Raw genomic sequence first — 24,339 nt, 5'->3', positions numbered from 1 at the left:
GACCTATCGACCTAAAAATCACACGACAAAATGGCGACACGTTCACATTAGGTGAGTATGGCGTCGAAGTCAGTGACGTTGTGATTAGTGGTGTAGAAATGGAAGAGCAAACACAAAACATACAAGGGCTGCATGGCTCTTTCGATATGGGGGCAACTTACAAGGGGCGCGAGATAAGCGTTCCCTTTTCTTTTCAAGGTCAAAACATGGCCTCTTATCCACTATTTAGAGACTTGATATACAAGATCACAACAAGCACAGAGTCATACTACATTCAGGAAATGCGTAGACCGCAAGTAGCAGGCTACACTTTCAAAGATACAAAAGACTCGAACGCAATATCTCAAGACCAATACGGCAGAGATACAGCGTACGATGAAACGCAATCCAGCAATGAAATTTCAACAGGCAAACGCTATCTTGTTAGGCTTTCAGGCGCTACTGAGATAGAGCAGAATAAACACAATGCTAAAGGCAAAGGCGAGCTCACGTTTCATACGACTGAATTGCCCTTTGCTGAAAGTGTTGGGACGTCAACAGATTTAGAGCGTGACGGTTTGCATTATACAGAAAACCCCATTTGGTCGTACGGCATGGGGCTCAGCCGAGACCCTGCTACAAGGCAGTATTCATTTGATGTGAACACAGCAACATCATTCGATGTGTACAACTTCGGCGATGTGCCGATTGACCAATTCAACCAACATTTAATTTTAAGGCTCACTTTTAATCAGGAATTAAACAGCACTATCAACTTTGGCTTTAACGGCCTTAATATTGAGATTGACGGTGCTGCAGCAAACATCGGAGTTGGGGACGTCATCACTTATGAAGTTGGCGGATATTTCAATAATGGATTAAGTATTCTAAATGCTACAAATTACCAACAACCCGCGCTGGACGTGGGTTTAAATAAATTAATGTTTGACGGCACTTATGACCTGACTATTGAGGTCGAGTGTCGTTTTTACTACTTATAGGAGGTCATGACAGTATGGCAAGAAAAGAAATCACTTTGCCTTTAAATCTTGAGAACATGGAAAACCATAACTACATGAACAAAGAGCTATACAGTTTAATTGATGAAACTGACAGACGCATAAGCGAGAACATGTGGGGAGAAATCAAAGACGCAAACACGATGAAGATGCTTGAGCCTGTACAAACAGCTGCAGACCTGCCAAACGAGGCACGCGACAAAGCGCTTATCACAGTCATTGACGAGCAGCGTGTTTATGGTTTCGTACAAGGCGAATGGCAGCCTTTCAGCGAGATAGACCTCGACCCGTTCGAGCCTTTCAAAGATGAGCTCGCTGCAATCGTTGCTGCTTATGAAAAGCAGATACAGAGCATCACAACTGAGGTGCAGAATACTAAGACCTCAGCCATCGACTCTATACAAAGCACACAGACGCAATCTGAGGCGAGTATTACTCAGACGGAACAAAGCGCCGTAAATTCTATTAATCAAACACAGACGGACACTGAGAGCCAAATAAGCACAATAAGAGCAGAAATGACAACACAAGCCTCAGACCTGACAGCATTATTCAATGACCATATGGCTCAACTCACTAGCAAGCAAGACACAGCGCTTGCTGAGGTGGATAGTGCTAAACAGGCAGCTATCACAGCTCTTGAGGACTTCCAAAATACAGACACGACTGAGTGGCAGAAATATAAATTGACGGAAGATAACGGCGCTTTCAAATCTTTAGATGTAGGCATTGATATGCTTACTTTAAAAGCTGGAAGTTATGAATCGAGCGGTTTTGTCAACGACCCTTTAGACGATGCAGGATTTTATGAGGTTACTGTAACAGAGTCTTACAACCAAAGAAAAGTTATTCATGCAATTCACAGCTACTCGAATAGATATTTTGTAAAAACAATCCACACGGACGGTGCAGATAATGGTTGGAAAGAGCTAACAGGTATGACAAGAACTGTTTTGTTTGAGGGACAAGCTAAAACTACTGGAGAGTTAATAAACCTTAATACTTCTTATGAAAACTTTACTGAGTTAAGAGTGAAATTAAACCGTACAGGTGGTAATGAAATTTTCAATTTTGATGCCGAGAGTGGTGTAGGTATTTCTATCAATTATTCAAATGTGTACGGGGATAACAGCGAGGGCAAACTTTACGAAATGACGCTCAATAAAAACTCTCCTACTGAATTAGAGATAACTTCACAAAGGTCGCTGACTTTTAGCGGTACAGCATCTGACGATAGCGGAATCACTATATTAAAAATATGGGGGATTACTTAATGGAAGATGAAATTAAGACAATTAACATTAAAGTAAATGAAAATAATGAGATAACAGCTTACGCAATCATAGGCGGCGTGAATGGCATAGATATTCCTGTTGATGTTCTTCCTGATAGTTTTAGAGAAAATTTTGACTTTAAATATTATTTATATGTTGACGGCAATATTAAGACTAACCCTGATTATGTAGCACCTGAAATTCATTTATAGGAGGTATTACATGGCTTTAATTCTTAAAGACCTAAACGGAAATGCCTACCCTGTTGAAACAGTAACCAATCACACAGTACGCATGAACAGTGACGGTATGCTGACATTCAATGTGATTGAGAACGAGCAAACGGCGCATTTCATCAACGATATATCTAAACTATGGCAGGTAGAGAACATCACAGGTAAACCTGACGACATGGTTTATGTTGTCGTTATTGCAAACAGAAAAACATATAAAGACAAACAAGTCGTGCAAATCACAGCTAAAGAGGCACAGTTCGACTATTTAGAAACACACAGAGTGTATGAGAACGTCACAGGGAGCCGTACAGGCGTCGACTTCCTGAACTTGATATTTGATGACACACCTTATAGTTATGTGCTGCTTGAGGGCGTGTATGCGAAAGAGTGGGAAAATGCAGGCGATGGGCAAAGCAAGTTTGAAATGCTCCTCAATTGGCTAGACCGTTACGGCTTTGAGTTTCAGTATGTAGCATCTTCAAAAACATTCAGGCTGGGCAAACGCATTTCGCGTCGTCCAGCTTATTACATTTCTAAGAAACTCAACGCAAACGATATAAGTTTTGAAGAGGACGCAACAAACTTTTATACCTATGTTCAAGGCTATTTTGATTATGACGGCTCTGACAATATTCATGCAGCTAACTATAAGCTGGAATATCCTAAAGGGAAAACGAGCCCAATGATAGAGCTGTTCGGTATCAGAGAGGCGCCACCTGTTACAGATGGCCGAGTTACCGATGAGGAGCTCATGCACGACATGATGAGGCAACAAGTTGAGCAGTCACTGAAAATGAGCATTGAGCTTGATTTCGTAACGCTCGGCAAAAATTATCCTTTTGCTCAACCTGAAATTGGCGACGAAATACCTGTCATAGATGACACAATCGACTTTAATAGATTGCTGAGAATACAAGAGATTAAGACAACACGAGACGCGCACCACAAAGTCACTAAGCAAACTATCGTAGTCGGCGACCCTAAACGCGAGACGAGATACAAGCAAGCACAATCGGGCGTTATATCTAACATGAATGATTTACTTACAGGACGCGCGAAAATAAAAGGATCAGTGCTACCTGCAGCAATCAAAGAGTCTACTCAAATGTTAATGGACACAGCAAGTGAGTTGTCATTCAGTGAACAGGGTATCATGGCCGTTGATAAGGATAACCCTAACTATGTGACGCTATTCAACTCAAGTGGTTTAGGTGTCAGTAAAGATGGCGGGCAAACGTTCCACAACGCAATCACACGCGGTCAGATAAATGCTGATTTGATAACAGCAGGCTCAATTAATGCGGATTACATTAGAAGTGGATCGATAAACGCTGATTTAATAACAACTGGTTCGTTGAACGCTGACTTGATTACCACAGGCTCTTTAAACGCGGATTACATCAGAGGTGGAACGTTAGACGCAAACCTTGTGAATGTGGTTGGGGGCGATGGCGACAAGTACATCACTATGAAAAATGATGAAATATCTCTATATGGTACTTATACAAGAACTTTCAGAGGTGTGACTGAAACCGACAGTACCTTTACGCGTTTTAAACATGGTCATTTAAGGTTCAGGAATAACAATAAAGACAGGTCTCTCTATTATTCTGATTTTGGTATATCTACTTATCTTGATGGAGAGGGGCCAGATGGAGAAGAAACATCAGGAACTCTAGTGTTTTTCGATTATTATTACGATTCTAACGCTAGAGGTACAACTTTATATAGTACGCATGGCAATGTAGCTCTAAAATCATTTGATAATGGAATTGTTTTAGATAGTAACAAAAACATGTATCTAGGTACAGGTTCAGATGGTGTTGTAAAAGTAGTTTCTGAAGTTAACGGAGATAAGACGCAGACTGAATACAAGCCTATTCTTGCAAGTGCTTTCCAGTATGGCTCTAGTGAGAGATTTAAACAAAACATAGTGTCGTGGGAAACTAATGCTACTGAAATCATTAAAAAACTAAAAATTTATGAATACAACCTTAAAGGGGAAATTAATGATGGTATTTCTCAAAAACATCATGGTGTGATTGTAGAACGCGAAACACCTGATTTCTTCATAGGGGCTGAGGGTGAGAGTGTAAATAGCTATGAAATGATTTCCACCCTTTTAAAATCTAACCAAGAATTAAACACAAGACTAGAAAAACTGGAGGCAGTTATAAATGACAAATAGCCAAGAAGATATTGAAAAAGCAGTATTACAAAGTAGATTATTTGAAGAAATTCAACGCAGTGTGAAGTTGCAGACTGAGCTTGAGGCAACAGCTAGAGAACTAGAGGCGTACAAATCGCAAGTAGAACATAACGACGAGTAATAGGCAGGTGTAATTAAATGGACGTTCAGTTACGCCAAACGCAAAACGAAGAAATGGCCGAAGTTAAAAATAGAATATCTACTTTAGAAACAGAACTCGAAGATTTAAAAGCGAAATACTGGACGATAGACGATAAAATTGACAGTTTAACCAAAAAGCAAGAAGAAAGTCACAGTTCCTTATTTGAGACAAACAACCAACAAAATGATTTGTTAAATAAAATCTATTATCAATCGCAGGCACAAACAGAACAAGCACAAAAGAACGAGGCACGTTCTATAGACCTTCAAAAATGGTTGTTAGGTGCATTGTGGGGGCTTGTGGCATTAGTTATTATATTCGTTATTACTTCAAGTTTAAACGCTTTATTTGCTTAATGAGAGGAGGTGAATAGTATGTTCCTAGATTGGGGTTCTTGTGTATTATACGGCGTACATTGGGGGCTAGTGCTAATAGGCATTGGCTAGTCAATAGCAAGCAGGTCATCACTTATTGTGGTGGCCTTTTTATTTTAAATTAATAGGGGTTTTTATATATGGAACAAATTATCGCATTTGCAGGTGTGATTTCAGTTATCATAATCGCATTAGTACAAGTATTAAAGAAATTGAATGTAGTACCTAAAAATTGGCTACCCGTTGCAGGTATGTTTGTCGGTGTAATTATTGGCGGTTTGTCTGTTTTCATTCCTGAAATCGTCACAGAGTTATCCCTCGGAGGTCGTTTATTGGCCGGTCTTATCAGTGGCTTAATGGCTACAGGTATTTGGGAAACGTTCAAAAATCGCGAGGGCAAAAACGTTAATAAATTAGGAGCAGGCAGCGAGTCAAAAGCGCCTAAGAAATAGGAGGTTAAAAGATGAAAAAACAAGATGCAGTAAACTGGGCAGTTAAACAGATAGGCAAGTCGATAGACGCAGACGGCGCACACGGCGCACAATGTATGGACGAAATCATTGCTTTTTGTAAGGAACATTTTGATTGGCACCCTACAGGGGACGCGATTGATTTAAGCACGCAGGATTTACCTGACGGATTCCAACGTATCAAAAATACAGATGAGTTCATACCTCAACAAGGCGACATAGGCATTATGGACAGTGGCGAATACGGGCATACGAATATCATTGTAGCTGCTAACCAGCACTATTATGACAGTATTGACCAAAATTGGTATAATGCATCAGATAAGGGGAGTCCTGCAGCATTTGTTCAAAACCATGACTATGATGAGTTTTGGGGCGTCATTCGCCCAACTTACGAGGACGCAGAGCAAGGTGTAACAACTGAGTCAACTAAGCTACAGGTCATTAATGACAACATCAACTATACGATGAACAAGCGTGTAGGCTCAATTGACGGCGTGGTTATTCACAATACAGCGGGTAGCAGAACAGCAGTGCAAGACTATAACGCTTTAAATAACGCCTCTGTTGCACGCTATGAGGCAGGCGTGGCGCATTATTATATAGACCGTTTCACTATTTGGCGTGCTATTGATACTTTCCGGATTGCATGGCATGTAGCAGACACATACGGCAACGGACATTATTTAGGCTATGAGGTAAATGAGTCAATGAGTGCAAGCAATAAAGATTTCATGATGAACGAGCAGACAACGTTCAAACAAGCTGCAATTGATATGATGTATTACGGCATTGAGCCGAACACCAAAACGGTTAAGCTGCACAATCAGTTTGTCGCAACAGCTTGCCCTCACAGAAGTATGGCATTGCATGTTAATTTCGACCCGATTAAGCAAGGCGCACCATCGAAAGCGAAACAACGAGAAATGCAGGACTATTTCATCAAAGAGATTAAGAAATACTATAACAACCCAACGTTAATCATTGGCGTGCCTGACAACATACCAGACACGGTAACAACTCCGACTAATGTAGAAATGAAAGCACCTGTACAGTCTAAAGGTAAAAAAGTCGGTAATAAATGGCGCAGAAATGAACACGGTATTTTGTGGAAATCTGAAAAAGCTACATTTACAGCATCAACAGATATTTACACGAGATACTATGGGCCGTGGACAGGTTGGCCAGTTGCAGGCCTATTACATTATGGCCAATCTATCAATTATGATGAAGTGTACGACTATGACGGTTATATTTGGTTAGCGTGGACTGTAAGCAGTGGGGATAGAGTCTACATGCCTATAGGCTACAGTAACGGACAAGGTAAACGTGTAGGTCCCGCATGGGGAGATTTTAGTTAATTATAAATAAACACCACGTTATCAATACTATATTATATTTTAGGGTAGGCGCGTACTTGCGTTTGCCCTATTTTTTTATGAAAGCTGTTTACGGCACAATATTAAACATATAGAATTGTATTCACGGAGGGAATGTTATGTTATTACATCTTAAGAATATAATTAAAGGATTAGGTATTGGGTGCCTGATTTTCTTAATAACATTTGTTGCAGTTGGAAGGGATATGATACTAGGTGCATTAGTTATGGGAGTAGCGGGCTTTTTAGGGTATTATTCTTCTTTTCTATATGAAAGCAGAGTAGACGGTCAGAGATAGGCCGTCTTTTTATGCATAAAGTTGAATACACAAATTTTCACAAGGGGATGTAAAAGTGGAAAACATAATAAAAACGCTACTAATCGTATTCATAGTACGACTACCAGCGTTAATAAAACAACTTAGAATTTGGCACCTCGGTTTCATAGACCGAAACCTTAGCAACAAAGATAAGTGGTTCACTTATACCTAGTCCCATTAATTCGGGCTACCCTTTTTCAAGTATTATTATAATATGAAAATCAGGGGGGTTCAACTTATCATGATTATTACAATAGCAATTTGCGTGATAATAGTGTTTTCACCCGAGATCATTAAAGGATGCAGGAAATTACATTTTAAGTATTTAGATAAAAAATAAACACACAGAAATGATGTTGCAATATTGTGATTAACCATTAATAATTATATTTGTAGTCAAGAGAGGCAAGTCTTCTACATATATACTAGGGGGGATAAATTAAATGAAATTTTTTGCAGGATTCATTACATCAGTTGTAATTATAGCATTATCACTCACAGGAATTTATGCATATAAAGAGCTTAAGCCTGTAGATAAAGAACAACCACAACAAACTGAAAAAATTGAGGACACTTCTACATCGCAACAAGGTAACCAATCAACACAAGAACAACCGCAACAAACTGCACCAGCAACAATACCATCACAAGAACAAGAACAGCCACAACAAGGTTCACAAGATTCCGTACAAGATATTAAACAAGGTAAGTCAGATATCCAGTACATACAAGGTCAATACGACGGGTTAATACACCATATGAAAGAAAGAGCAAGTCAAGGCGCTGATGCAGACGAGATGCACGAACTACAATCACAACTAGATGACTACGCAACACAACATGCAAACGAACTAAACTTTGACCAAGGATGGGCACAATAATTTTAAATAGGAGGATATGTAAAGCATGAAGAAACTAATATTTTTAGTTATACCTGCACTGGTTTTGATGTTAGCAGGTTGCAGTAAAGCAGAAACAGAGGACAAAGAACAGAAAAACGAGGGAAAGCAGAATACTCAAACACAAGAAAAGCAGAAACAAGACAAGACATCAACAAAGCAAAAGGAACAAGAAAGTGAAGAAACCCAACAGGACGATCAATCAGCTGCGGCACAAAAAGAGGACTTGCCGACATCTTCTGGCGCAAGTTCAAAACAACAAATAGAGTTTAATAGAGAAATGCAAAAGCAAAGAAAAGCAGAAAAACAACCACAACCGGACAAACGAGGTGGCACCGCATTGATTACGCCACCTGAAACTGAGAAAGAAAAAGAAGAACTTAGAAAAAGACAGCAGGAACAGCAAAAACAAAGAGAACAACAAGAGCAAGAAACTCAACAAACTCAACAAGTTCCTAACAAGCAAGAAACTCAACAAACTCAACAGACACCGACAGAACAAGCGCAACGAGAGGTAGGATCTAAACATAAGGTGGTTGAACCTGAAGAGCCAAAACGCGAAACAATTGAAGAATAGACACATGTGAAGTGCAGGCGATGACAGAAACTACTCAACGGCTCACAGAGCGCATAAATGAAGTATTAGAGTCAAACGTACCAGCTAACAGAATACAGGCAATAACAGGCCTGCAACGTTCACTTATAAGTAAACTGTGACGTGGCGAGGTTAAACTTGAAAACGTAACATTTAAAAAAGCTATGACGTTATATGAGTATTCTGATACAATTTTAAAAGAGCCCAGCCTCAAATGAGGTTAGGCTCTTATTTTTACAAAGAAAGGCTTTTTCTAAATTTTTCCCCTGCATCATATTGCAGGGGATTTATATTTTCTCTATTTTGATTTGTACTTGCTAGGTATATTGCTAAAATGGCAAAAATGATTAGTACAATACTGCTTAACATTATGCCTATTCCAAATTTGTTAGTGTCAAATACTAAACTTAAAAATACCAGCAACAGCAAAATACAGAAAAAGGCATAAACCCCATAAATCATAAAGCTACCCATAAATAAAACTTCCTTAATAGCATAGAATAAAAAAGCCCACTTATATAAGTGAGCCAGTGAAGAGCATTTTAAATTTTGATACTGTCGAGATATGTATCATAAGACTACCGTAACATATACTGAAGACGCAATAAATTATACTAAAGTATGATTTCCTATAATAGAGTAGTTTTTGAAGGTTTAAGTAAAGAGCTTCCATTACATAAAATTACTTTACATAACAGAATTAACGTGCAAAAAAGTGTTATTAAACTATCATTAAGACTCTAACTATAGTGTGAGCTATCTCTTATTGAAGTGATTCTTTATTATTTGTTGTAGTATACAAAACATTTTGATAATATGTGTAATAGGTATTTTCTGTCATAAATTTACCCACCAAGAGTTATTAGGGACATCTCTTTAAGAGGTGTCTTCTTTTGTTGTCTTTAAAGGGTTAAAATATAAAATTAAAGGGTAAAACTATTGACGGAGTGTAACATTCCAACGCTTCCTATTGCAGGATAACACTACTCTGTCCAAGTAGTGTTTTTTGTTTAATAAATAACATAACGTGGTATATATAACTACAATTGTTGTTAGACATATTGTTGTTACGTTTAAATATTTGTAGGGTAGGCACTTATGTGCTTGCCCTATTTTTAATAAAATATGTATAAACTATTTACATATAATATAAATAGGGTACTATGAAGTAGAGATGTATTAGAGAGGTGATTTTATGACTGAGATTAAAGAAATAGCCAAATATTTAATAAAATCATATGAAATAAATAATAATGCTGAGTTTGAAAAAAGTGAACTTAAATTACAAAAATTAATGTATTTTGCTCAGAGAGAGGCTATTGCTATTACAGGCGAACCTTTATTTGAAAATCAATTTGAAGGTTGGCAGTATGGCCCTGTGTTAACAGAAATTCGACACTTTTTTGAAGAAGATCAAACAAAAACCACAATAGATTTAGACGAAACGTCAAAGTATATTATTGATAACACAGTAACTCGATATGGTAAATATGAACCTTGGTATATAGCTAATTTAAGTCACAAAGAAGCATCGTGGAAGAAAAGTAGAAAAGGGCTATCTGAGAATGAAAAAGGGAATAATTTGATTAAACTAAAAGATATAAAAAAAGATGCTGAAAATGTCAGGTTATACGACCACTTGTATGATATGTATATAGATGAATTTGAAGATGCAGATGAGGAGAATATGCATTTTGGCCTCTAACAATCAAAGACAACCTAGTGATTATATAAATAAGATTATTAAATCTAGATTCCCATACTACGATAGCCGAACTCAAAGAAAACAGTTTAAAGTTAGGCCGATGTTGATAATAGGTTCAGAAAGGGATAGTTTCCAAACAGACTTCACTGCCTTTCCTATTTCTTCAGTTTCTAACAAGGATAATTTAAATGCCGATTTTGATATTAATATAGGTTGTAACCATTGTCCTAATTTAAAGCACATAACTTATTCTAATTGTTATGTGCGAGTACATAAGCCTACTACTGTTAATTCGAATGATATTTTAAATGAAAAAGGAAATGATGATATTTGCAAAATTTATCCTATTAAGTACAAAGAGATAAATGATGCTTGGGTTAAATTTAATAAAACTTTATTCTAAAAATACTCATCAACTGATGTTTTTTTATGTTATATTATAGATACTTCTTTATTTCCTTTAATATTTAAGAAGTCCTTTTAGTATTTAGACAGCCTATATCCATAATAGGTTGTCTTTTTTATATACTCGTTGTAATAGATTTAATATTCTGATAATATAATCTTGTGGTTTCGCTTAACTATCATATTATTTCGCTAGACATCCTTTAAAGGGTGTCTTTTTTTCTGTTTTATTCAATTTAAATATATGGTATATTGTTTTCAGGATAGCTCTTTCCTACTTTTATGTTTCACGTAGACATCTCTTATGAGGTGTCTTTTAATTTATAAGTTAATCATTATTAAAGAAAATATTTAGAGAAATTAAAAAACACTAAAAATAGAAATTAGCAATGTTAGGTATAGCGTATTCATTGAAATATTTAAAAATTATTTCGCAAATAAATTTAAGAGTCCCCAAAGAGTCCCTGAAAATTAGTTTTATATGGTACGCTATGGCATAGCAAAATAAAAAGACCCTTGATATAACAAAGGTCTTGGATTCAAAAGGTGTTTAATTATATACTATTAGTCCCCTCGAAGGGAATCGAACCCCCATTTTAAGAACCGGAATCTTATGTGTTATCCATTACACTACGAGGGGTTAAAAAACACGCTAATACAAGTGTACAAATCTTAGAAGTAACGGTCAATAAGAATAATGTAAGTTTCGTGAAATTTCGAGCTTTAATTTTTGACCATATTTGACTTTTGAGTTAAAATAAATTTATCAATTAGAAATGAGGAGGCAATATTAATGAATTTAATACCTACAGTAATTGAAACAACAAACCGTGGGGAACGTGCATATGACATTTACTCACGTTTATTAAAAGACCGTATTATTATGTTAGGTTCACAAATCGATGATAATGTAGCAAACTCTATTGTTTCACAATTATTATTCCTACAAGCACAAGATGCTGAAAAAGATATCTATCTTTATATCAATTCGCCAGGCGGAAGTGTGACGGCTGGATTTGCAATTTATGATACAATTCAACACATTAAACCAGATGTACAAACAATCTGTATTGGTATGGCTGCCTCAATGGGTTCATTCCTACTTGCAGCAGGAGCAAAAGGTAAACGTTTTGCTTTACCAAATGCTGAAGTAATGATTCACCAACCACTTGGTGGTGCGCAAGGTCAAGCAACAGAAATTGAAATTGCTGCGAATCATATTCTTAAGACACGTGCCAAATTAAACCAAATTTTAGCAGAGCGTACTGGTCAGTCAATTGAAAAAATTGAAAAAGATACAGATCGTGATAATTTCTTATCAGCTGAAGAAGCTAAAGAATACGGTCTAGTTGACCAAGTTATGGTTCCTGAAGCATAACGCTAAAATTAATATAAAAGCTTAATTAAAAAAGACAAGCCACATCATGTGGCTTGTCTTTTTTTAATCATTATTCTACTAAATCTTCTAAAGCTATTTTTAAATCTGGATATTTAAATTTAAAGTCTATAGCCTGTAATTTATTTGGAATTACTTTTTGTGTGTCCAATACAACTGTAGACATTTGGCCTAAAGCTAATCTTAAGGCTAATGCTGGTACCCAAGTGAAATGGGGACGATGTGTGACGCGTGCCAATGTATAGCCAAATAAATTTTGATGTTCAACAATAGGCGCTGTAAAGTTGAAAACGCCATGTGCATTTTCGTTGTTAATTGTATAGAGTATGGCTCTTGTTAAATCATCTAAATGAATCCAAGAATACCATTGTCTACCTGAACCGAGTTTACCACCAAGGTAAAATTCATATGGTAGTTTCATCAAAGGTAAGGCGCCTCCATCTTCTGCTAGGATCATGCCAAATCTACCAATCACAACACGTGTGCCTAATGATTCAAACTGACGTGCGCGACGTTCCCATTGGTAAACTACTTCTGATAAGAAATCAAAAGGGAGCGATTTATATAATTCTGTATAAGTTCGATCGTAATCTGGCTTGTAATAACCAACTGCACTCGCATTAAAGAATACTGAAGGTTTTTGTTTGCGGTTTTTAAACAAGTCGAATAATGCTTGCGTAGACTGTAAGCGGCTCAACATAATTGCTTGTTTATGTTCTTTTGTCCAACGTTTCATTAAGCTTGCACCTGCAAGATTAATAACGATGTCAATATCAGGAATTTGAGATTCCCAATTCGTTTTAGACCAATTAACGTATGTTATTTTTGGGTGTGAAGTTGATTTGTCTTGTCTAGTAAGAATTGTTATATGCGCGTCACTTTGCTTGATAGCTTCAACGAGTTGGGTACCAACCATACCTGTGCCACCTGTTATTAAATAATGTTTCATTATATCACCTCATAAAATAGTAATGCTTTAGACTGTAATGATTAAAAAACGACTCAAGCTAAATTTTTCTGACATAATTCTTTCGAAAATTGTTCAAGAATATGTCATTTAGTCATCTTAAGAAGTATTTAAAATAATATTGGATACCGTTATAATAAGGGTACCTTCGATATTAATTAATCATCTCTTAATTATTTCGAGTATACCCCATAATATACCAACGAAGGTAAAATTTTGACTCCCTTTAGTAGTGGCCTATGCGATTATCGTATAGGCCTATATTTATATGCTAACGTAATTAAAGATTTATAACTATCTTTTTATTTATAAATTGCTTATATAAACGTATCCCTAATAAATTTTTTAATGCTTTACTATTAGATGAAAAGAAATATTAGACTGAAAATAACTAATAGAAGGAAAATAATAAAACTAAAGAAAAGATTACGTTTCTTGGAAGTAGGCTTTGGTTCATAGTTGTCATTTTCAACCATCAATTGACGAAGGCCTTTTTTGTTAGGGTGACCCTGCTGCTCAAAATCATTTAATAAATCATGTTTATTCATATTTAGCTCACATCCTGTTATGATAATAGTGAAACATGTAAAGTAACAATTGAAATTAAATAAAAGTATTGAAAATATAGTTTGATTTAGATTAATATTATACTGAATCATAAAATGTTAAAGCATAGTTGTATTTTACAACAGATATGACATCAAGATAACAGCCATATTAAAAAATAGTTAATCGGTTTGATTAGTATAAAAAATAGTGTAAAATATACATTTGTTAATGAAAGTACATTTAGAATAAATATAAAAGTTATGATATAAATTGAAGTGAGGGGAGCTTATGCCAAAGCATAATCAAAATAACAAGAAAATGAGCAGTTTTGCAAAAATTGTGAGTACGATTATTGTCTTGTTATTAGTAGGTGGATTAGTTTTTGCCATTTTTGCCTTTGTAGATCATTCGAAACAAGCCGACGAACGTTTAGCTGATCAAAAGCAAGAAGAAAAAGATAAGAAAAAAGAAAAGGCTAAAGAAGAAAAAGATAAGGAAAAAGAGAAATCAACAGAAGAGTCACAAGAAACGCAACAAACCCAACAACAAACTCAGCAAGCTCCAACTACGCAACAAACACAGCAGACACAACAAACTCAACAACAAACAAAACAACCTGCAACAGCCGAACGTACAACAGAAGAAGAAAAAGACTCTCCTGAGAAAACAAAAGAAGAAACAACTGAAGAACGCTCTACCGAAGAGCAAACTACAGAGGAACGTACTACAGAAGAACGCACTACAGAAGAACGCACGACTGAAGAGCGTACAACAGAGGAAAAAACACCTGAGCCATCTACAGAAGAAAAAACTTCAGAACCTTCAACTGAAGAGCAAACACCTGAACCTTCAACAGAAGAAAGAAGTAGTCAAGCTGACACACAAGAAAGATCAACACAAAATAGTAACTCGAATTCATCAGAAGAAGATTAAAGTTGTTCATAACGGTTTAGTAAATATAATTGTATAAGCTATTAAAAAGAAGCACTCGTTCTCACGGGTGCTTCTTTTATATTGTCAACAAAGACTACGACTTTGCTGGCGTTTTTCTATGCTATTTCTGCAGTCATAGCCTTAGTCTATAGTATTCAGCTAGGATTTTTCTTGAAGGAGTCAGACCAAAGCGTTGTCATTTTTTAAACCAATCAATCATTCATCATTAGTAATTAGTTGACCCCTTATAAAGACAAACGCAGACTTTATTTTAATTAACTTGAAGCGCAGGGTGCTTATAATTTCAAATAAAATAAAAGCTAATGTGAATCAAATTGAATTAAAATAGGAAGTTTAATAAGAAAGTAAGGAGCGATGACAAGAGTATTAAGGTAATGCAACCACTCAAACAACCGAATGGGCCACAACCACAACCGATATTTTTTGTATAATTATATGATTGGTGTTGGTGTGTACCAGCGTATGGTTTTTGACTATGCTTATTAAAATGATCTGGGTCCTTATATCGTTGGTCATCCGGATCGATAACCTCTGGTTGATCTTTTTGTGACATAGTTTTTCCTCCAAAATAGTATTATAAAACTATTTTAATGATAATAGGACAACCATTCAATCATTCACGCTTGTAAAAGCATAAGAATGTGAATAATATGTGTTTATATTATAGTATGTACTATAAAAAAATAATAAGTATGAATGATTAATTGATGTTTTTAACGGGTAATAAATTATTGTAGGTAGTTACAAAAGTAACAAAAATTTTAATGGTCAATAGTTAATAATTAATAGATAGGTATTTCTCTTGCAATTTTAAAAATATAGTAGTAGTATTGCTGTTATAAGAGGTTATATTTTTTTGTCCCACCAGGGACGTAAAAAGTCAATCTATGGTTAGAACTTGACCCTTTAAATGGAAATGGAGGTGGATAGTAGTGAAGGACTTGATAAAAATTCAACAAAAGTTAGTTCCAGAAATTGTTGAAAAGATGTATCGTCGTTTTTCAATACTCACTACTATCTCCAAGCATCAACCCGTAGGTAGACGAAGTTTAAGTGAATACATGGATTTGACTGAACGTGTACTGCGTTCAGAAACAGATATATTGAAGAAACAAGAACTTATCAAAGTTAAACCAACAGGTATGGAAATAACTGAAGCAGGTGAAACAACGATTCGTCAATTGAATAGCTATTTCAATATTTATTCAGACGATCATCATCTTGCGCAAGTTATTAAAGAGCAGTACAACATCAAAGAGGTTTACGTCATACCTGGCGATACAGATGCTGATAAAACAGTTAAGATTGAGTTGTCACGTCAGGCGGGACAACTTGTAGAAGATGTTCTTTACGAACATGCAATAGTTTCTGTGACTGGTGGTTCAACGATGGCATATGTTAGCGAAGCCATGCACAAGCAACCGTACAACGTATTATTCGTACCTGCACGTGGAGGACTTGGTGAAAATGTTGTATATCAAGCGAATACGATTGCTGCAAGTATGGCGCAGCAAACGAACGGTGATTATACAACACTATATGTACCAGATAATGTAAGTGAGACAACATATAATACGCTTATGTTAGAACCATCAGTTATCCATTCACTTGAGAAAATTAAGGAATCCAATATTACGATCCACGGCATTGGTGATGCGCTGAAGATGGCGCGAAGACGTCAATCACCTAGTGAAGTTATAGAGAAACTTCAACATCACAATGCCTCGGGAGAAGCATTTGGATATTATTTCGATGATCAAGGTGACATTGTCCATAAAGTGAAAACGATTGGACTACAATTAGAAGACCTTGAGTCGAAGAAGTTTATCTTTGCCGTAGCTGGGGGTAAATCAAAAGGAGAAGCTATTAAAGCTTACCTTTCAATTGCACCCAATAACACTGTATTAATCACAGACGAAGCTGCGGCAAGAGTAATCGCAAAACAATAGTAATAAAAGGGGAAATACACTTTTTAAATATCATTTTAAAGGAGGCCATTATAATGGCAGTTAAAGTAGCAATTAATGGTTTTGGTAGAATTGGACGTTTAGCATTTAGAAGAATTCAAGACGTAGAAGGTATTGACGTAGTAGCAGTTAACGATTTAACAGATGACGAAATGTTAGCTCATTTATTAAAATATGACACTACACAAGGTCGCTTCACAGGAGAAGTTGAAGTAGAAAAAGACGGATTCCGTGTAAATGGACAAGAAGTTAAATCATTCTCAGAACCTGAACCAAGTAAATTACCTTGGAAAGACTTAGACATCGATGTTGTTTTAGAATGTACTGGTTTCTTCGCTGATAAAGAAAAAGCAGAAGCTCACATTGACGCTGGCGCTAAAAAAGTATTAATCTCTGCACCAGCAACAGGCGACTTAAAAACAATCGTTTATAACACTAACCACAGTGAATTAGATGGTTCAGAAACAGTTGTTTCAGGTGCTTCATGTACTACTAACTCATTAGCTCCAGTAGCTAAAGTTTTAAATGACGACTTCGGCTTAGTTGAAGGTTTCATGACTACTATTCACGCATATACTGGTGACCAAAGTACTCAAGATGCTCCACACAGAAAAGGCGACAAACGCCGTGCACGTGCAGCTGCTGAAAACATCATCCCTAACTCAACAGGTGCTGCTAAAGCAATTGGTTTAGTAATCCCTGAAATCGATGGTAAATTAGACGGTGGCGCTCAACGTGTTCCAGTTGCTACTGGTTCATTAACTGAACTTACAGTTGTATTAGAAAAAGACGTAAGCGTTGAAGACGTTAACGCAGCAATGAAAAATGCTTCAGACGAATCATTTGGTTACACTGAAGACGAAATCGTTTCTTCTGACGTAATCGGTATGACTTACGGTTCATTATTCGATGCAACACAAACTCGTGTTATGACAGTTGGAGATCACCAATTAGTTAAAATAGCTGCTTGGTATGATAACGAAATGTCTTACACTTCACAATTAGTTCGTACTTTAGAATATTTAGCTGACCAATCTAAATAATTCGGATTAAAAAATTAATTTAACAAGCTTAAATGTTGTTAAATTTAAACAATAAGCTTAGGAGTAAGCGGGGAGCACATCGCTTCTCCGCTTATTTTACTTTATTGTTCCATTCAGAGGAGGAAGCTTATATGGCTAAAAAAATTGTAACTGACATAGAATTAAAAGGTAAAACTGTACTTGTACGTGCAGATTTTAACGTACCAATGAAAGACGGCGAAATCACTGATGATAACCGTATCGTTCAAGCATTACCAACAATAAAACATATTATTGAGCAAGGTGGAAAAGTAGTATTATTCTCTCACCTAGGTAAAGTTAAAGAAGAAAGTGATAAAGCAGAATTAACTTTAAAACCAGTGGCTACAGCATTAACTGAAAAATTAGGTAAAGATGTTGTGTTTGTACCTGAAACACGCGGCGAAAAACTAGAAGAATCTGTTAAAGCACTTAACGAAGGCGATGTACTTTTAGTTGAAAATACACGTTATGAAGACGTTGAGGGTAAAAAAGAATCTAAAAATGATTCTGACTTAGGCAAATACTGGGCTTCACTTGGCGATGTATTCGTAAATGATGCTTTCGGTACAGCTCACCGTGAGCACGCGTCTAACGTTGGTATCGCATCTAATTTAGAAACAGTTGCAGGATTCTTAATGGAAAAAGAAATTAAATATATCGGTGGCGTAGTTGAAAACCCTGATAAACCTGTAGTTGCAATTTTAGGTGGCGCTAAAGTTTCTGACAAAATTGGTGTCATCACGAACTTATTGAAAATTGCTGACAAAGTACTTATCGGTGGCGGAATGTCGTACACATTCTTCAAAGCGCAAGGTAAAGAAATTGGCTTATCATTATTAGAAGAAGATAAAGTTGACTTTGCTAAAGAATTATTAGACCGTGCTGGCGATCAAATTGTATTACCAGTAGATTGTAAAATTGCTAAAGAATTCTCAAATGACGCTGAAATCACAGAAGTATCTATTGATGATATCCCAGCTGATCAAGAAGCAATGGATGTTGGTCCGAAAACAGTAGAATTATTTAAAGAACAATTACAAGGTGCGCATACAGTTATATGGAACGGACCAATGGGTGTATTTGAATTAAGTAACTTTGCTAAAGGTACGATTGGTATTTGTGAAGCAATCGCTGAATTAAAAGATGCTAACACAATTATCGGTGGCGGCGATTCAGCTGCAGCAGCAATTTCATTAGGATATGCAGATGACTTCAGTCACATTTCAACTGGTGGCGGCGCTTCATTAGAATACCTTGAAGGTAAAGAGCTACCGGGCGTTATCGCAATTGCTAACAAATAATTGCACGACTAAATATGCAAGACATGATTATAGCGTTTAAAATATTAATCATAAATTACTAATAGGAGTGTTATATAATGAGAAAACCAATTATCGCAGGTAACTGGAAAATGAATAAAACAGTTCAAGAAGCTAAAGATTTCGTTAATGCATTACCAACATTACCAGATACTAAAGAAGTAGAATCTGTAATTTGTGCACCAGCAATTCAATTAGACGCATTAGTTACTTTAGTAAATGATGGTAAAGCACAAGGATTACAAATCGGTGCTCAAAATGCTTACTTCGAAGATAATGGCGCATTTACTGGTGAAACTTCTCCAGCTGCATTAGCAGACCTTGGTGTTAAATATGTTGTTATTGGACATTCAGAACGTCGTGAAATCTTCAAAGAAACTGACGAAGACATTAACAAAAAAGCACATGCTGTATTTAACCATGGCATGACACCAATCATTTGTGTTGGCGAAACTGATGAAGAACGCGAAAGTGGAAAAGCAAACGAAGTTGTAGGCAACCAAGTGAAAAAAGCAGTAGAAGGTTTATCTGAAGAGCAATTACAACAAGTAGTTATTGCTTATGAACCAATCTGGGCTATCGGTACTGGTAAATCATCAACTTCTGAAGATGCTAACGAAATGTGTGCATTTGTAAGAGAAACAGTTGCTGAGTTATCTAGTCAAACAGTAGCAGATGCAACTCGTATTCAATATGGTGGTAGTGTTAAACCTAACAACATTAAAGAATACATGGCTCAATCAGACATCGATGGCGCATTAGTAGGCGGCGCATCACTTAAAGTGGATGATTTTGTACAATTGTTAGAAGGTGCAAAATAATATGGCGAAACAACCAACTGCATTAATTATTTTAGATGGTTTTGCAAACAGAGAAACAGAACATGGTAATGCTGTAAAACTAGCTAATAAGCCTAATTTCGACCGTTACTACAGTAAATATCCAACAACGCAAATCGAAGCAAGTGGTTTAGATGTTGGTCTTCCTGAAGGTCAAATGGGTAATTCAGAAGTTGGTCATATGAATATTGGTGCTGGACGTGTAGTTTATCAAAGTTTAACGCGTATCAATAAATCTATCGAAGACGGTGATTTCTTTGATAATGAAGTATTAAACAACGCAATTCAACACGTTAAAGACAATAATTCAGCCCTGCATCTCTTTGGCTTATTATCTGATGGTGGTGTTCATAGTCATTATAAACACTTATTCGCATTATTAGAATTAGCTAAAAAGCAAGGTGTTGAGAAAGTCTATGTTCACGCATTCTTAGATGGACGTGACGTAGATCAAAAATCATCACTAAAATATATCGAAGAAACGCAAGCTAAATTCGATGAACTTGGCATTGGCCAATTTGCATCTGTTTCAGGACGTTATTACGCAATGGATCGTGATAAACGTTGGGATAGAGAAGAAAAAGCTTATAATGCAATCCGTAATTTTAAAGGTGAAACTTTTGAATCAGCTAAAGCTGGTGTCGAAGCTAACTACGAGAAAGATTTAACAGACGAGTTTGTTGAACCATTTATCGTAAAAGATCAAAATGACGGTGTGAATGATGGCGACGCAGTTGTTTTTTATAACTTCCGTCCAGACAGAGCAGGACAACTTTCTGAAATATTTACAGACAAAGCTTTCGAAGGTTTCAAAGTTGAACAAATTGACGATTTATTTTATGCAACATTTACAAAATATAACGACAATGTGAAAGCAGAAATCGTTTTTGAAAAAGTTGATTTAACAAATACTATCGGTGAAGTTGTTCAAAACAATGGTTTAAAACAATTGCGTATTGCAGAAACAGAAAAATTCCCACATGTCACTTATTTCATGAGTGGTGGACGTAATGCTGAATTTGAAGGTGAACGTCGTCGTCTAATCGACTCACCAAAAGTTGCAACTTACGACCTTAAACCAGAAATGAGTGCATATGAAGTTAAAGATGCATTAATTGAAGAATTAAATAAAGGTGACTTAGATTTAATCTTATTAAACTTTGCTAACCCTGACATGGTTGGACATAGTGGTATGCTTGAACCAACGATTAAAGCAATAGAAGCTGTAGACGAATGTCTAGGCGAAGTGGTTGATAAGATTACAGAAATGGGTGGTCATGCTATCGTTACTGCAGATCATGGTAACTCAGACATGGTATTAACAGATGATGATAAACCTATGACTACACATACGACGAATCCAGTTCCAGTTATCGTTACTAAAGAAGGCGTAACATTGCGTGAAACGGGTCGTCTAGGTGACTTAGCACCAACATTATTAGATTTACTCAATGTAAACCAACCAGAAGATATGACTGGTGAATCATTAATCAATCATTAATTTAATGAATTAAAATTTAGAGTGAAAATTGATGCTATAAATTAAGATAGAAGGCTTTCTTATTCTGATAATTTGTAGCATCTATAAACAACACAAGAGAATTAAATTACTTTGTATTTATAGTATTTAAAGCTATAATGAAGATGAAATTTAATATTTCTAAACTACTTATTTATAAAGGAGATTATAAACATGCCAATTATTACAGATGTTTACGCTCGCGAAGTCTTAGACTCACGCGGTAACCCAACAGTTGAAGTAGAAGTATTAACTGAGAGTGGCGCTTTTGGTCGCGCATTAGTTCCATCAGGTGCCTCTACTGGTGAACACGAAGCAGTAGAATTACGTGACGGTGATAAAGACCGTTACTTAGGTAAAGGTGTTATTAAAGCAGTTGAAAATGTAAACGAAATTATTGCACCAGAATTAGTTGAAGGTGAATTTTCAGTTCTAGAACAAGTATCTATCGACAAAATGATGATCCAATTAGATGGTACTGAAAACAAAGGTAAATTAGGTGCTAACGCTATTCTTGGTGTATCACTAGCAGTAGCTCGTGCAGCAGCTGATTTATTAGGCCAACCACTTTACAAATATTTAGGTGGATTCAACGGTACACAATTACCAGTACCAATGATGAACATTGTTAATGGTGGTTCTCACTCTGATGCACCAATCGCATTCCAAGAGTTCATGGTATTACCAGTTGGAGCAGAAACATTTAAAGAATCATTACGTTGGGGCGCAGAAATTTTCCACAACTTAAAATCAATCCTTAAAAACCGTGGTTTAGAAACATCAGTTGGTGACGAAGGTGGATTCGCTCCTAAATTCGAAGGCACTGAAGACGCAGTAGAAACTATTTTAGAAGCAATTAAAGCAGTTGGTTTAGAACCAGGTAAAGATGTATTTTTAGGCTTTGACTGTGCATCTTCTGAGTTCTTTGAAGATGGCGTTTATAACTACGCTAAATTCGAAGGCGAAAATGGTAAAAAACGTAATGCTGAAGAACAAGTTGACTTCTTAGAAGAATTAGTTAACAAATATCCAATCATCTCTATTGAAGACGGTATGGACGAAAACGACTGGGACGGTTGGAAAGTATTAACTGAACGTATCGGTGATCGTGTACAATTAGTAGGTGACGATTTATTCGTTACAAACACTGTTAAATTAGAAGAAGGTATCGAAAAAGGTATCGGTAACTCAATTCTAATTAAAGTTAACCAAATCGGTACTTTAACTGAAACATTTGAAGCTATTGAAATGGCTCAAAAAGCTGGTTACACAGCAGTTATTTCTCACCGTTCAGGTGAAACAGAAGATACTTCAATTTCTGATATCGCTGTTGCAACAAATGCTGGTCAAATCAAAACAGGTTCATTATCAAGAACAGACCGTATTGCTAAATACAACCAGTTATTACGTATTGAAGATGAATTATACGAAACTGCTAAGTTTGACGGACTTAAATCTTTCTATAACTTATCTAAATAATACCGCTTAAAAATTAAAGAGTTCACGCGCTAACACGCAAGTCATTTATGGCTTGCGTGTTTTTTAAAGAAGACCTTACCACTTTAGTGGTTAGGTCTTCTTATGCAATAGCTAAAGCTATTGTAATCCTCAGGGTCCACTTTAGTGGTTAGGTCTTCTTATGCAATAACTTTAGCTATTGTAATCCTCCAGAAGTCCACTTGAGTGGTGCGAAGTTAATGAATACGTCTACTTAAATGGAAGTATGAAGGTAGATGAAATGCTAAACGAACAAGATTTATAGTACTACCTTACAATATGGCTATATAAATTATGTCACATAATTTATATAGTAAGACTTTCTTAAATTGTTCATCTTTCACTATGAAACTGATATAATTAAAGATGTAAATCATAGAAGGAGCCTTAATTTATATGGATGTAAAACCTAAATCAAAAGAAACAAAAACGGCTCATCTGATTGCTTATAGTTCATTAATCATCGCTATTCTTTATGCAATACATTTATTTGTTGTTTTAGATGATAGTGTAATTAAACAATTACTTTTAAATAGTGAACAAAAGCCATCGGAAAATGCTGTTGGAACAATTAAAAATAGTTTTCAATTTACAGGCGTAATGTACATATTTGCTAACTTAGCAGGTATCATCGCCATCTGGAATAGACATACTTATTTATGGTGGTTTATGTTTGCTGTATTCATCTCACAAATCTTGTATAATGTAGTTAATATCGGTCCGGTATATGGAGCAATATTAGATGTTAAAGTAGGAATTAATTTAATTCCATTAACGGTTGTATTGATTATGTCATTTGTATTAGCGATTTATATGTTAGCTGTTTCTATTAAACGTAAGAGTACGTTCAATAGATAGTAGTTTGCTAAAGAAGACGAACGTGTGGTATAATGCTATTCGTATATAATGAATGGAGGACAATTTTCATGCATACAGTAGTAATGATTATTTTAGTTTTAGTATGTATTGCATTAGTAACTGTTGTATTACTCCAAGAAGGTAAAAGTAATGGACTATCAGGTGCGATAAGTGGTGGCGCCGAACAGTTATTTGGTAAACAAAAGCAACGCGGTGTCGATTTATTCTTGCATAGATTAACAATTATATTGTCTGTCATTTTCTTCTTGTTAATGTTAGGCATAAGTTATTTTGGTTTATAAGGTCCGACAATGTTAAAGTCGGGCTTTTTTATTTATAATAGATATGTTGTACGCTAAAAAGAAATTTATAAAAATTAATTAACTCGAAATCAAGCATAAGCG

26 protein-coding genes and 1 tRNA gene are annotated in these 24,339 nt (G+C 35.9%); 23 read left to right on the top strand and 4 right to left on the bottom strand.

The window, feature by feature from the left end; all coding sequences use genetic code 11:
- The first annotated feature begins 5 nt into the window (after nucleotides 1-5).
- The 11 genes from NSR03_RS08810 to NSR03_RS08760 all read left to right on the top strand — a co-directional run bounded on the left by NSR03_RS08810 (nucleotide 6) and on the right by NSR03_RS08760 (nucleotide 8,878).
- Nucleotides 6-980 carry a phage tail domain-containing protein gene (locus tag NSR03_RS08810; protein WP_069820695.1) on the top strand — a complete coding sequence of 325 codons (975 nt, stop codon included), beginning with the start codon at nucleotides 6-8 and terminating at the stop codon, nucleotides 978-980.
- A gap of 14 nt (nucleotides 981-994) precedes the next feature.
- Nucleotides 995-2,272, top strand: a complete 1,278-nt coding sequence (locus NSR03_RS08805; RefSeq protein WP_069820696.1) for a hypothetical protein — start codon at nucleotides 995-997, stop codon at nucleotides 2,270-2,272.
- Entirely contained in the window at nucleotides 2,272-2,484 is a 213-nt protein-coding gene (locus NSR03_RS08800) for a DUF2977 domain-containing protein (protein WP_069820697.1), read from the top strand. The genes NSR03_RS08805 and NSR03_RS08800 overlap by 1 nt, the downstream gene beginning before the upstream one ends.
- Before the next feature lie 10 nt (nucleotides 2,485-2,494).
- Complete coding sequence (locus NSR03_RS08795; protein ID WP_069820698.1) at nucleotides 2,495-4,696, top strand: tail tube TT1 domain-containing protein; 2,202 nt, start codon at nucleotides 2,495-2,497, stop codon at nucleotides 4,694-4,696.
- A complete protein-coding gene (locus tag NSR03_RS08790; RefSeq protein ID WP_176721767.1) occupies nucleotides 4,686-4,838 on the top strand; it encodes a hypothetical protein in 153 nt (50 codons plus the stop codon). The genes NSR03_RS08795 and NSR03_RS08790 overlap by 11 nt, the downstream gene beginning before the upstream one ends.
- Before the next feature lie 17 nt (nucleotides 4,839-4,855).
- A complete protein-coding gene (locus NSR03_RS08785; RefSeq protein WP_069820699.1) occupies nucleotides 4,856-5,215 on the top strand; it encodes a hypothetical protein in 360 nt (119 codons plus the stop codon).
- Nucleotides 5,216-5,373: 158 nt separating this feature from the next.
- Nucleotides 5,374-5,685: a holin gene (locus tag NSR03_RS08780; RefSeq protein WP_069820700.1), complete on the top strand. Its 312-nt coding sequence runs from the start codon at nucleotides 5,374-5,376 to the stop codon at nucleotides 5,683-5,685.
- A gap of 11 nt (nucleotides 5,686-5,696) precedes the next feature.
- Nucleotides 5,697-7,064 carry an SH3 domain-containing protein gene (locus NSR03_RS08775; protein ID WP_069820701.1) on the top strand — a complete coding sequence of 456 codons (1,368 nt, stop codon included), beginning with the start codon at nucleotides 5,697-5,699 and terminating at the stop codon, nucleotides 7,062-7,064.
- Between the two features lie 137 nt (nucleotides 7,065-7,201).
- On the top strand, nucleotides 7,202-7,381 hold the full coding sequence (locus NSR03_RS08770; protein WP_069820702.1) for a hypothetical protein: 180 nt from the start codon (nucleotides 7,202-7,204) through the stop codon (nucleotides 7,379-7,381).
- 464 nt (nucleotides 7,382-7,845) lie between these two features.
- Entirely contained in the window at nucleotides 7,846-8,283 is a 438-nt protein-coding gene (locus NSR03_RS08765) for a hypothetical protein (RefSeq protein ID WP_069820703.1), read from the top strand.
- Nucleotides 8,284-8,308: 25 nt separating this feature from the next.
- Entirely contained in the window at nucleotides 8,309-8,878 is a 570-nt protein-coding gene (locus NSR03_RS08760) for a hypothetical protein (RefSeq protein ID WP_069820704.1), read from the top strand.
- Nucleotides 8,879-9,130: 252 nt separating this feature from the next.
- Here NSR03_RS08760 and NSR03_RS08755 read toward each other — a convergent pair whose 3' ends face one another.
- Nucleotides 9,131-9,370 (bottom strand): hypothetical protein, encoded by a 240-nt coding sequence (locus NSR03_RS08755; protein ID WP_002512175.1) that lies wholly within the window; start codon nucleotides 9,368-9,370, stop codon nucleotides 9,131-9,133.
- A gap of 721 nt (nucleotides 9,371-10,091) precedes the next feature.
- On the opposite strand from NSR03_RS08755, the gene NSR03_RS08750 reads away from it, so the two are divergent.
- Both NSR03_RS08750 and NSR03_RS08745 read left to right on the top strand, forming a co-directional pair.
- Nucleotides 10,092-10,601 (top strand): Panacea domain-containing protein, encoded by a 510-nt coding sequence (locus NSR03_RS08750; RefSeq protein ID WP_069812599.1) that lies wholly within the window; start codon nucleotides 10,092-10,094, stop codon nucleotides 10,599-10,601.
- Complete coding sequence (locus NSR03_RS08745; RefSeq protein WP_069812597.1) at nucleotides 10,591-11,004, top strand: type II toxin-antitoxin system PemK/MazF family toxin; 414 nt, start codon at nucleotides 10,591-10,593, stop codon at nucleotides 11,002-11,004. Before NSR03_RS08750 ends, NSR03_RS08745 begins: the two co-directional genes overlap by 11 nt.
- A 570-nt stretch (nucleotides 11,005-11,574) precedes the next feature.
- Here NSR03_RS08745 and NSR03_RS08740 read toward each other — a convergent pair.
- Nucleotides 11,575-11,646 (bottom strand) — tRNA-Arg (locus NSR03_RS08740).
- A gap of 153 nt (nucleotides 11,647-11,799) precedes the next feature.
- Between NSR03_RS08740 and clpP the strand changes: the two genes are divergently transcribed.
- Complete coding sequence (gene clpP, locus NSR03_RS08735) at nucleotides 11,800-12,384, top strand: ATP-dependent Clp endopeptidase proteolytic subunit ClpP (RefSeq protein WP_002508260.1); 585 nt, start codon at nucleotides 11,800-11,802, stop codon at nucleotides 12,382-12,384.
- A gap of 70 nt (nucleotides 12,385-12,454) precedes the next feature.
- Here the strand turns inward: clpP and NSR03_RS08730 are convergent, their stop codons facing one another.
- Complete coding sequence (locus NSR03_RS08730) at nucleotides 12,455-13,351, bottom strand: TIGR01777 family oxidoreductase (RefSeq protein WP_046465086.1); 897 nt, start codon at nucleotides 13,349-13,351, stop codon at nucleotides 12,455-12,457.
- 855 nt (nucleotides 13,352-14,206) lie between these two features.
- On the opposite strand from NSR03_RS08730, the gene NSR03_RS08725 reads away from it, so the two are divergent.
- Entirely contained in the window at nucleotides 14,207-14,851 is a 645-nt protein-coding gene (locus NSR03_RS08725) for a DUF4887 domain-containing protein (RefSeq protein WP_069820706.1), read from the top strand.
- 340 nt (nucleotides 14,852-15,191) lie between these two features.
- Here NSR03_RS08725 and NSR03_RS08720 read toward each other — a convergent pair whose 3' ends face one another.
- Nucleotides 15,192-15,425 carry a hypothetical protein gene (locus NSR03_RS08720; RefSeq protein ID WP_002508257.1) on the bottom strand — a complete coding sequence of 78 codons (234 nt, stop codon included), beginning with the start codon at nucleotides 15,423-15,425 and terminating at the stop codon, nucleotides 15,192-15,194.
- 379 nt (nucleotides 15,426-15,804) lie between these two features.
- Here NSR03_RS08720 and NSR03_RS08715 point away from each other — a divergent pair, with 379 nt between their 5' ends.
- From NSR03_RS08715 to secG, 8 genes are all read left to right on the top strand, one after another.
- Nucleotides 15,805-16,821 carry a sugar-binding transcriptional regulator gene (locus NSR03_RS08715; RefSeq protein ID WP_069820707.1) on the top strand — a complete coding sequence of 339 codons (1,017 nt, stop codon included), beginning with the start codon at nucleotides 15,805-15,807 and terminating at the stop codon, nucleotides 16,819-16,821.
- Between the two features lie 53 nt (nucleotides 16,822-16,874).
- A complete protein-coding gene (gene gap, locus NSR03_RS08710; RefSeq protein ID WP_002508255.1) occupies nucleotides 16,875-17,882 on the top strand; it encodes a type I glyceraldehyde-3-phosphate dehydrogenase in 1,008 nt (335 codons plus the stop codon).
- Between the two features lie 131 nt (nucleotides 17,883-18,013).
- On the top strand, nucleotides 18,014-19,204 hold the full coding sequence (locus NSR03_RS08705; RefSeq protein ID WP_002508254.1) for a phosphoglycerate kinase: 1,191 nt from the start codon (nucleotides 18,014-18,016) through the stop codon (nucleotides 19,202-19,204).
- A gap of 77 nt (nucleotides 19,205-19,281) precedes the next feature.
- On the top strand, nucleotides 19,282-20,043 hold the full coding sequence (gene tpiA / locus NSR03_RS08700) for a triose-phosphate isomerase (protein ID WP_002508253.1): 762 nt from the start codon (nucleotides 19,282-19,284) through the stop codon (nucleotides 20,041-20,043).
- 1 nt (nucleotide 20,044) lies between these two features.
- Complete coding sequence (gpmI, locus tag NSR03_RS08695) at nucleotides 20,045-21,562, top strand: 2,3-bisphosphoglycerate-independent phosphoglycerate mutase (RefSeq protein ID WP_069820708.1); 1,518 nt, start codon at nucleotides 20,045-20,047, stop codon at nucleotides 21,560-21,562.
- 192 nt (nucleotides 21,563-21,754) lie between these two features.
- Complete coding sequence (gene eno / locus NSR03_RS08690) at nucleotides 21,755-23,059, top strand: surface-displayed alpha-enolase (RefSeq protein ID WP_021339867.1); 1,305 nt, start codon at nucleotides 21,755-21,757, stop codon at nucleotides 23,057-23,059.
- 414 nt (nucleotides 23,060-23,473) lie between these two features.
- Nucleotides 23,474-23,935 (top strand): hypothetical protein, encoded by a 462-nt coding sequence (locus tag NSR03_RS08685; protein WP_069820709.1) that lies wholly within the window; start codon nucleotides 23,474-23,476, stop codon nucleotides 23,933-23,935.
- A gap of 68 nt (nucleotides 23,936-24,003) precedes the next feature.
- Nucleotides 24,004-24,237 (top strand): preprotein translocase subunit SecG, encoded by a 234-nt coding sequence (secG, locus tag NSR03_RS08680; protein WP_002508249.1) that lies wholly within the window; start codon nucleotides 24,004-24,006, stop codon nucleotides 24,235-24,237.
- Nucleotides 24,238-24,339 lie beyond the last annotated feature (102 nt).

Origin of the sequence: Staphylococcus sp. FSL W8-1207, from assembly GCF_038003745.1 — a bacterium.
GTDB lineage: Bacteria > Bacillota > Bacilli > Staphylococcales > Staphylococcaceae > Staphylococcus > Staphylococcus equorum.
This window is presented reverse-complemented; position numbering and strand designations above follow the sequence as displayed.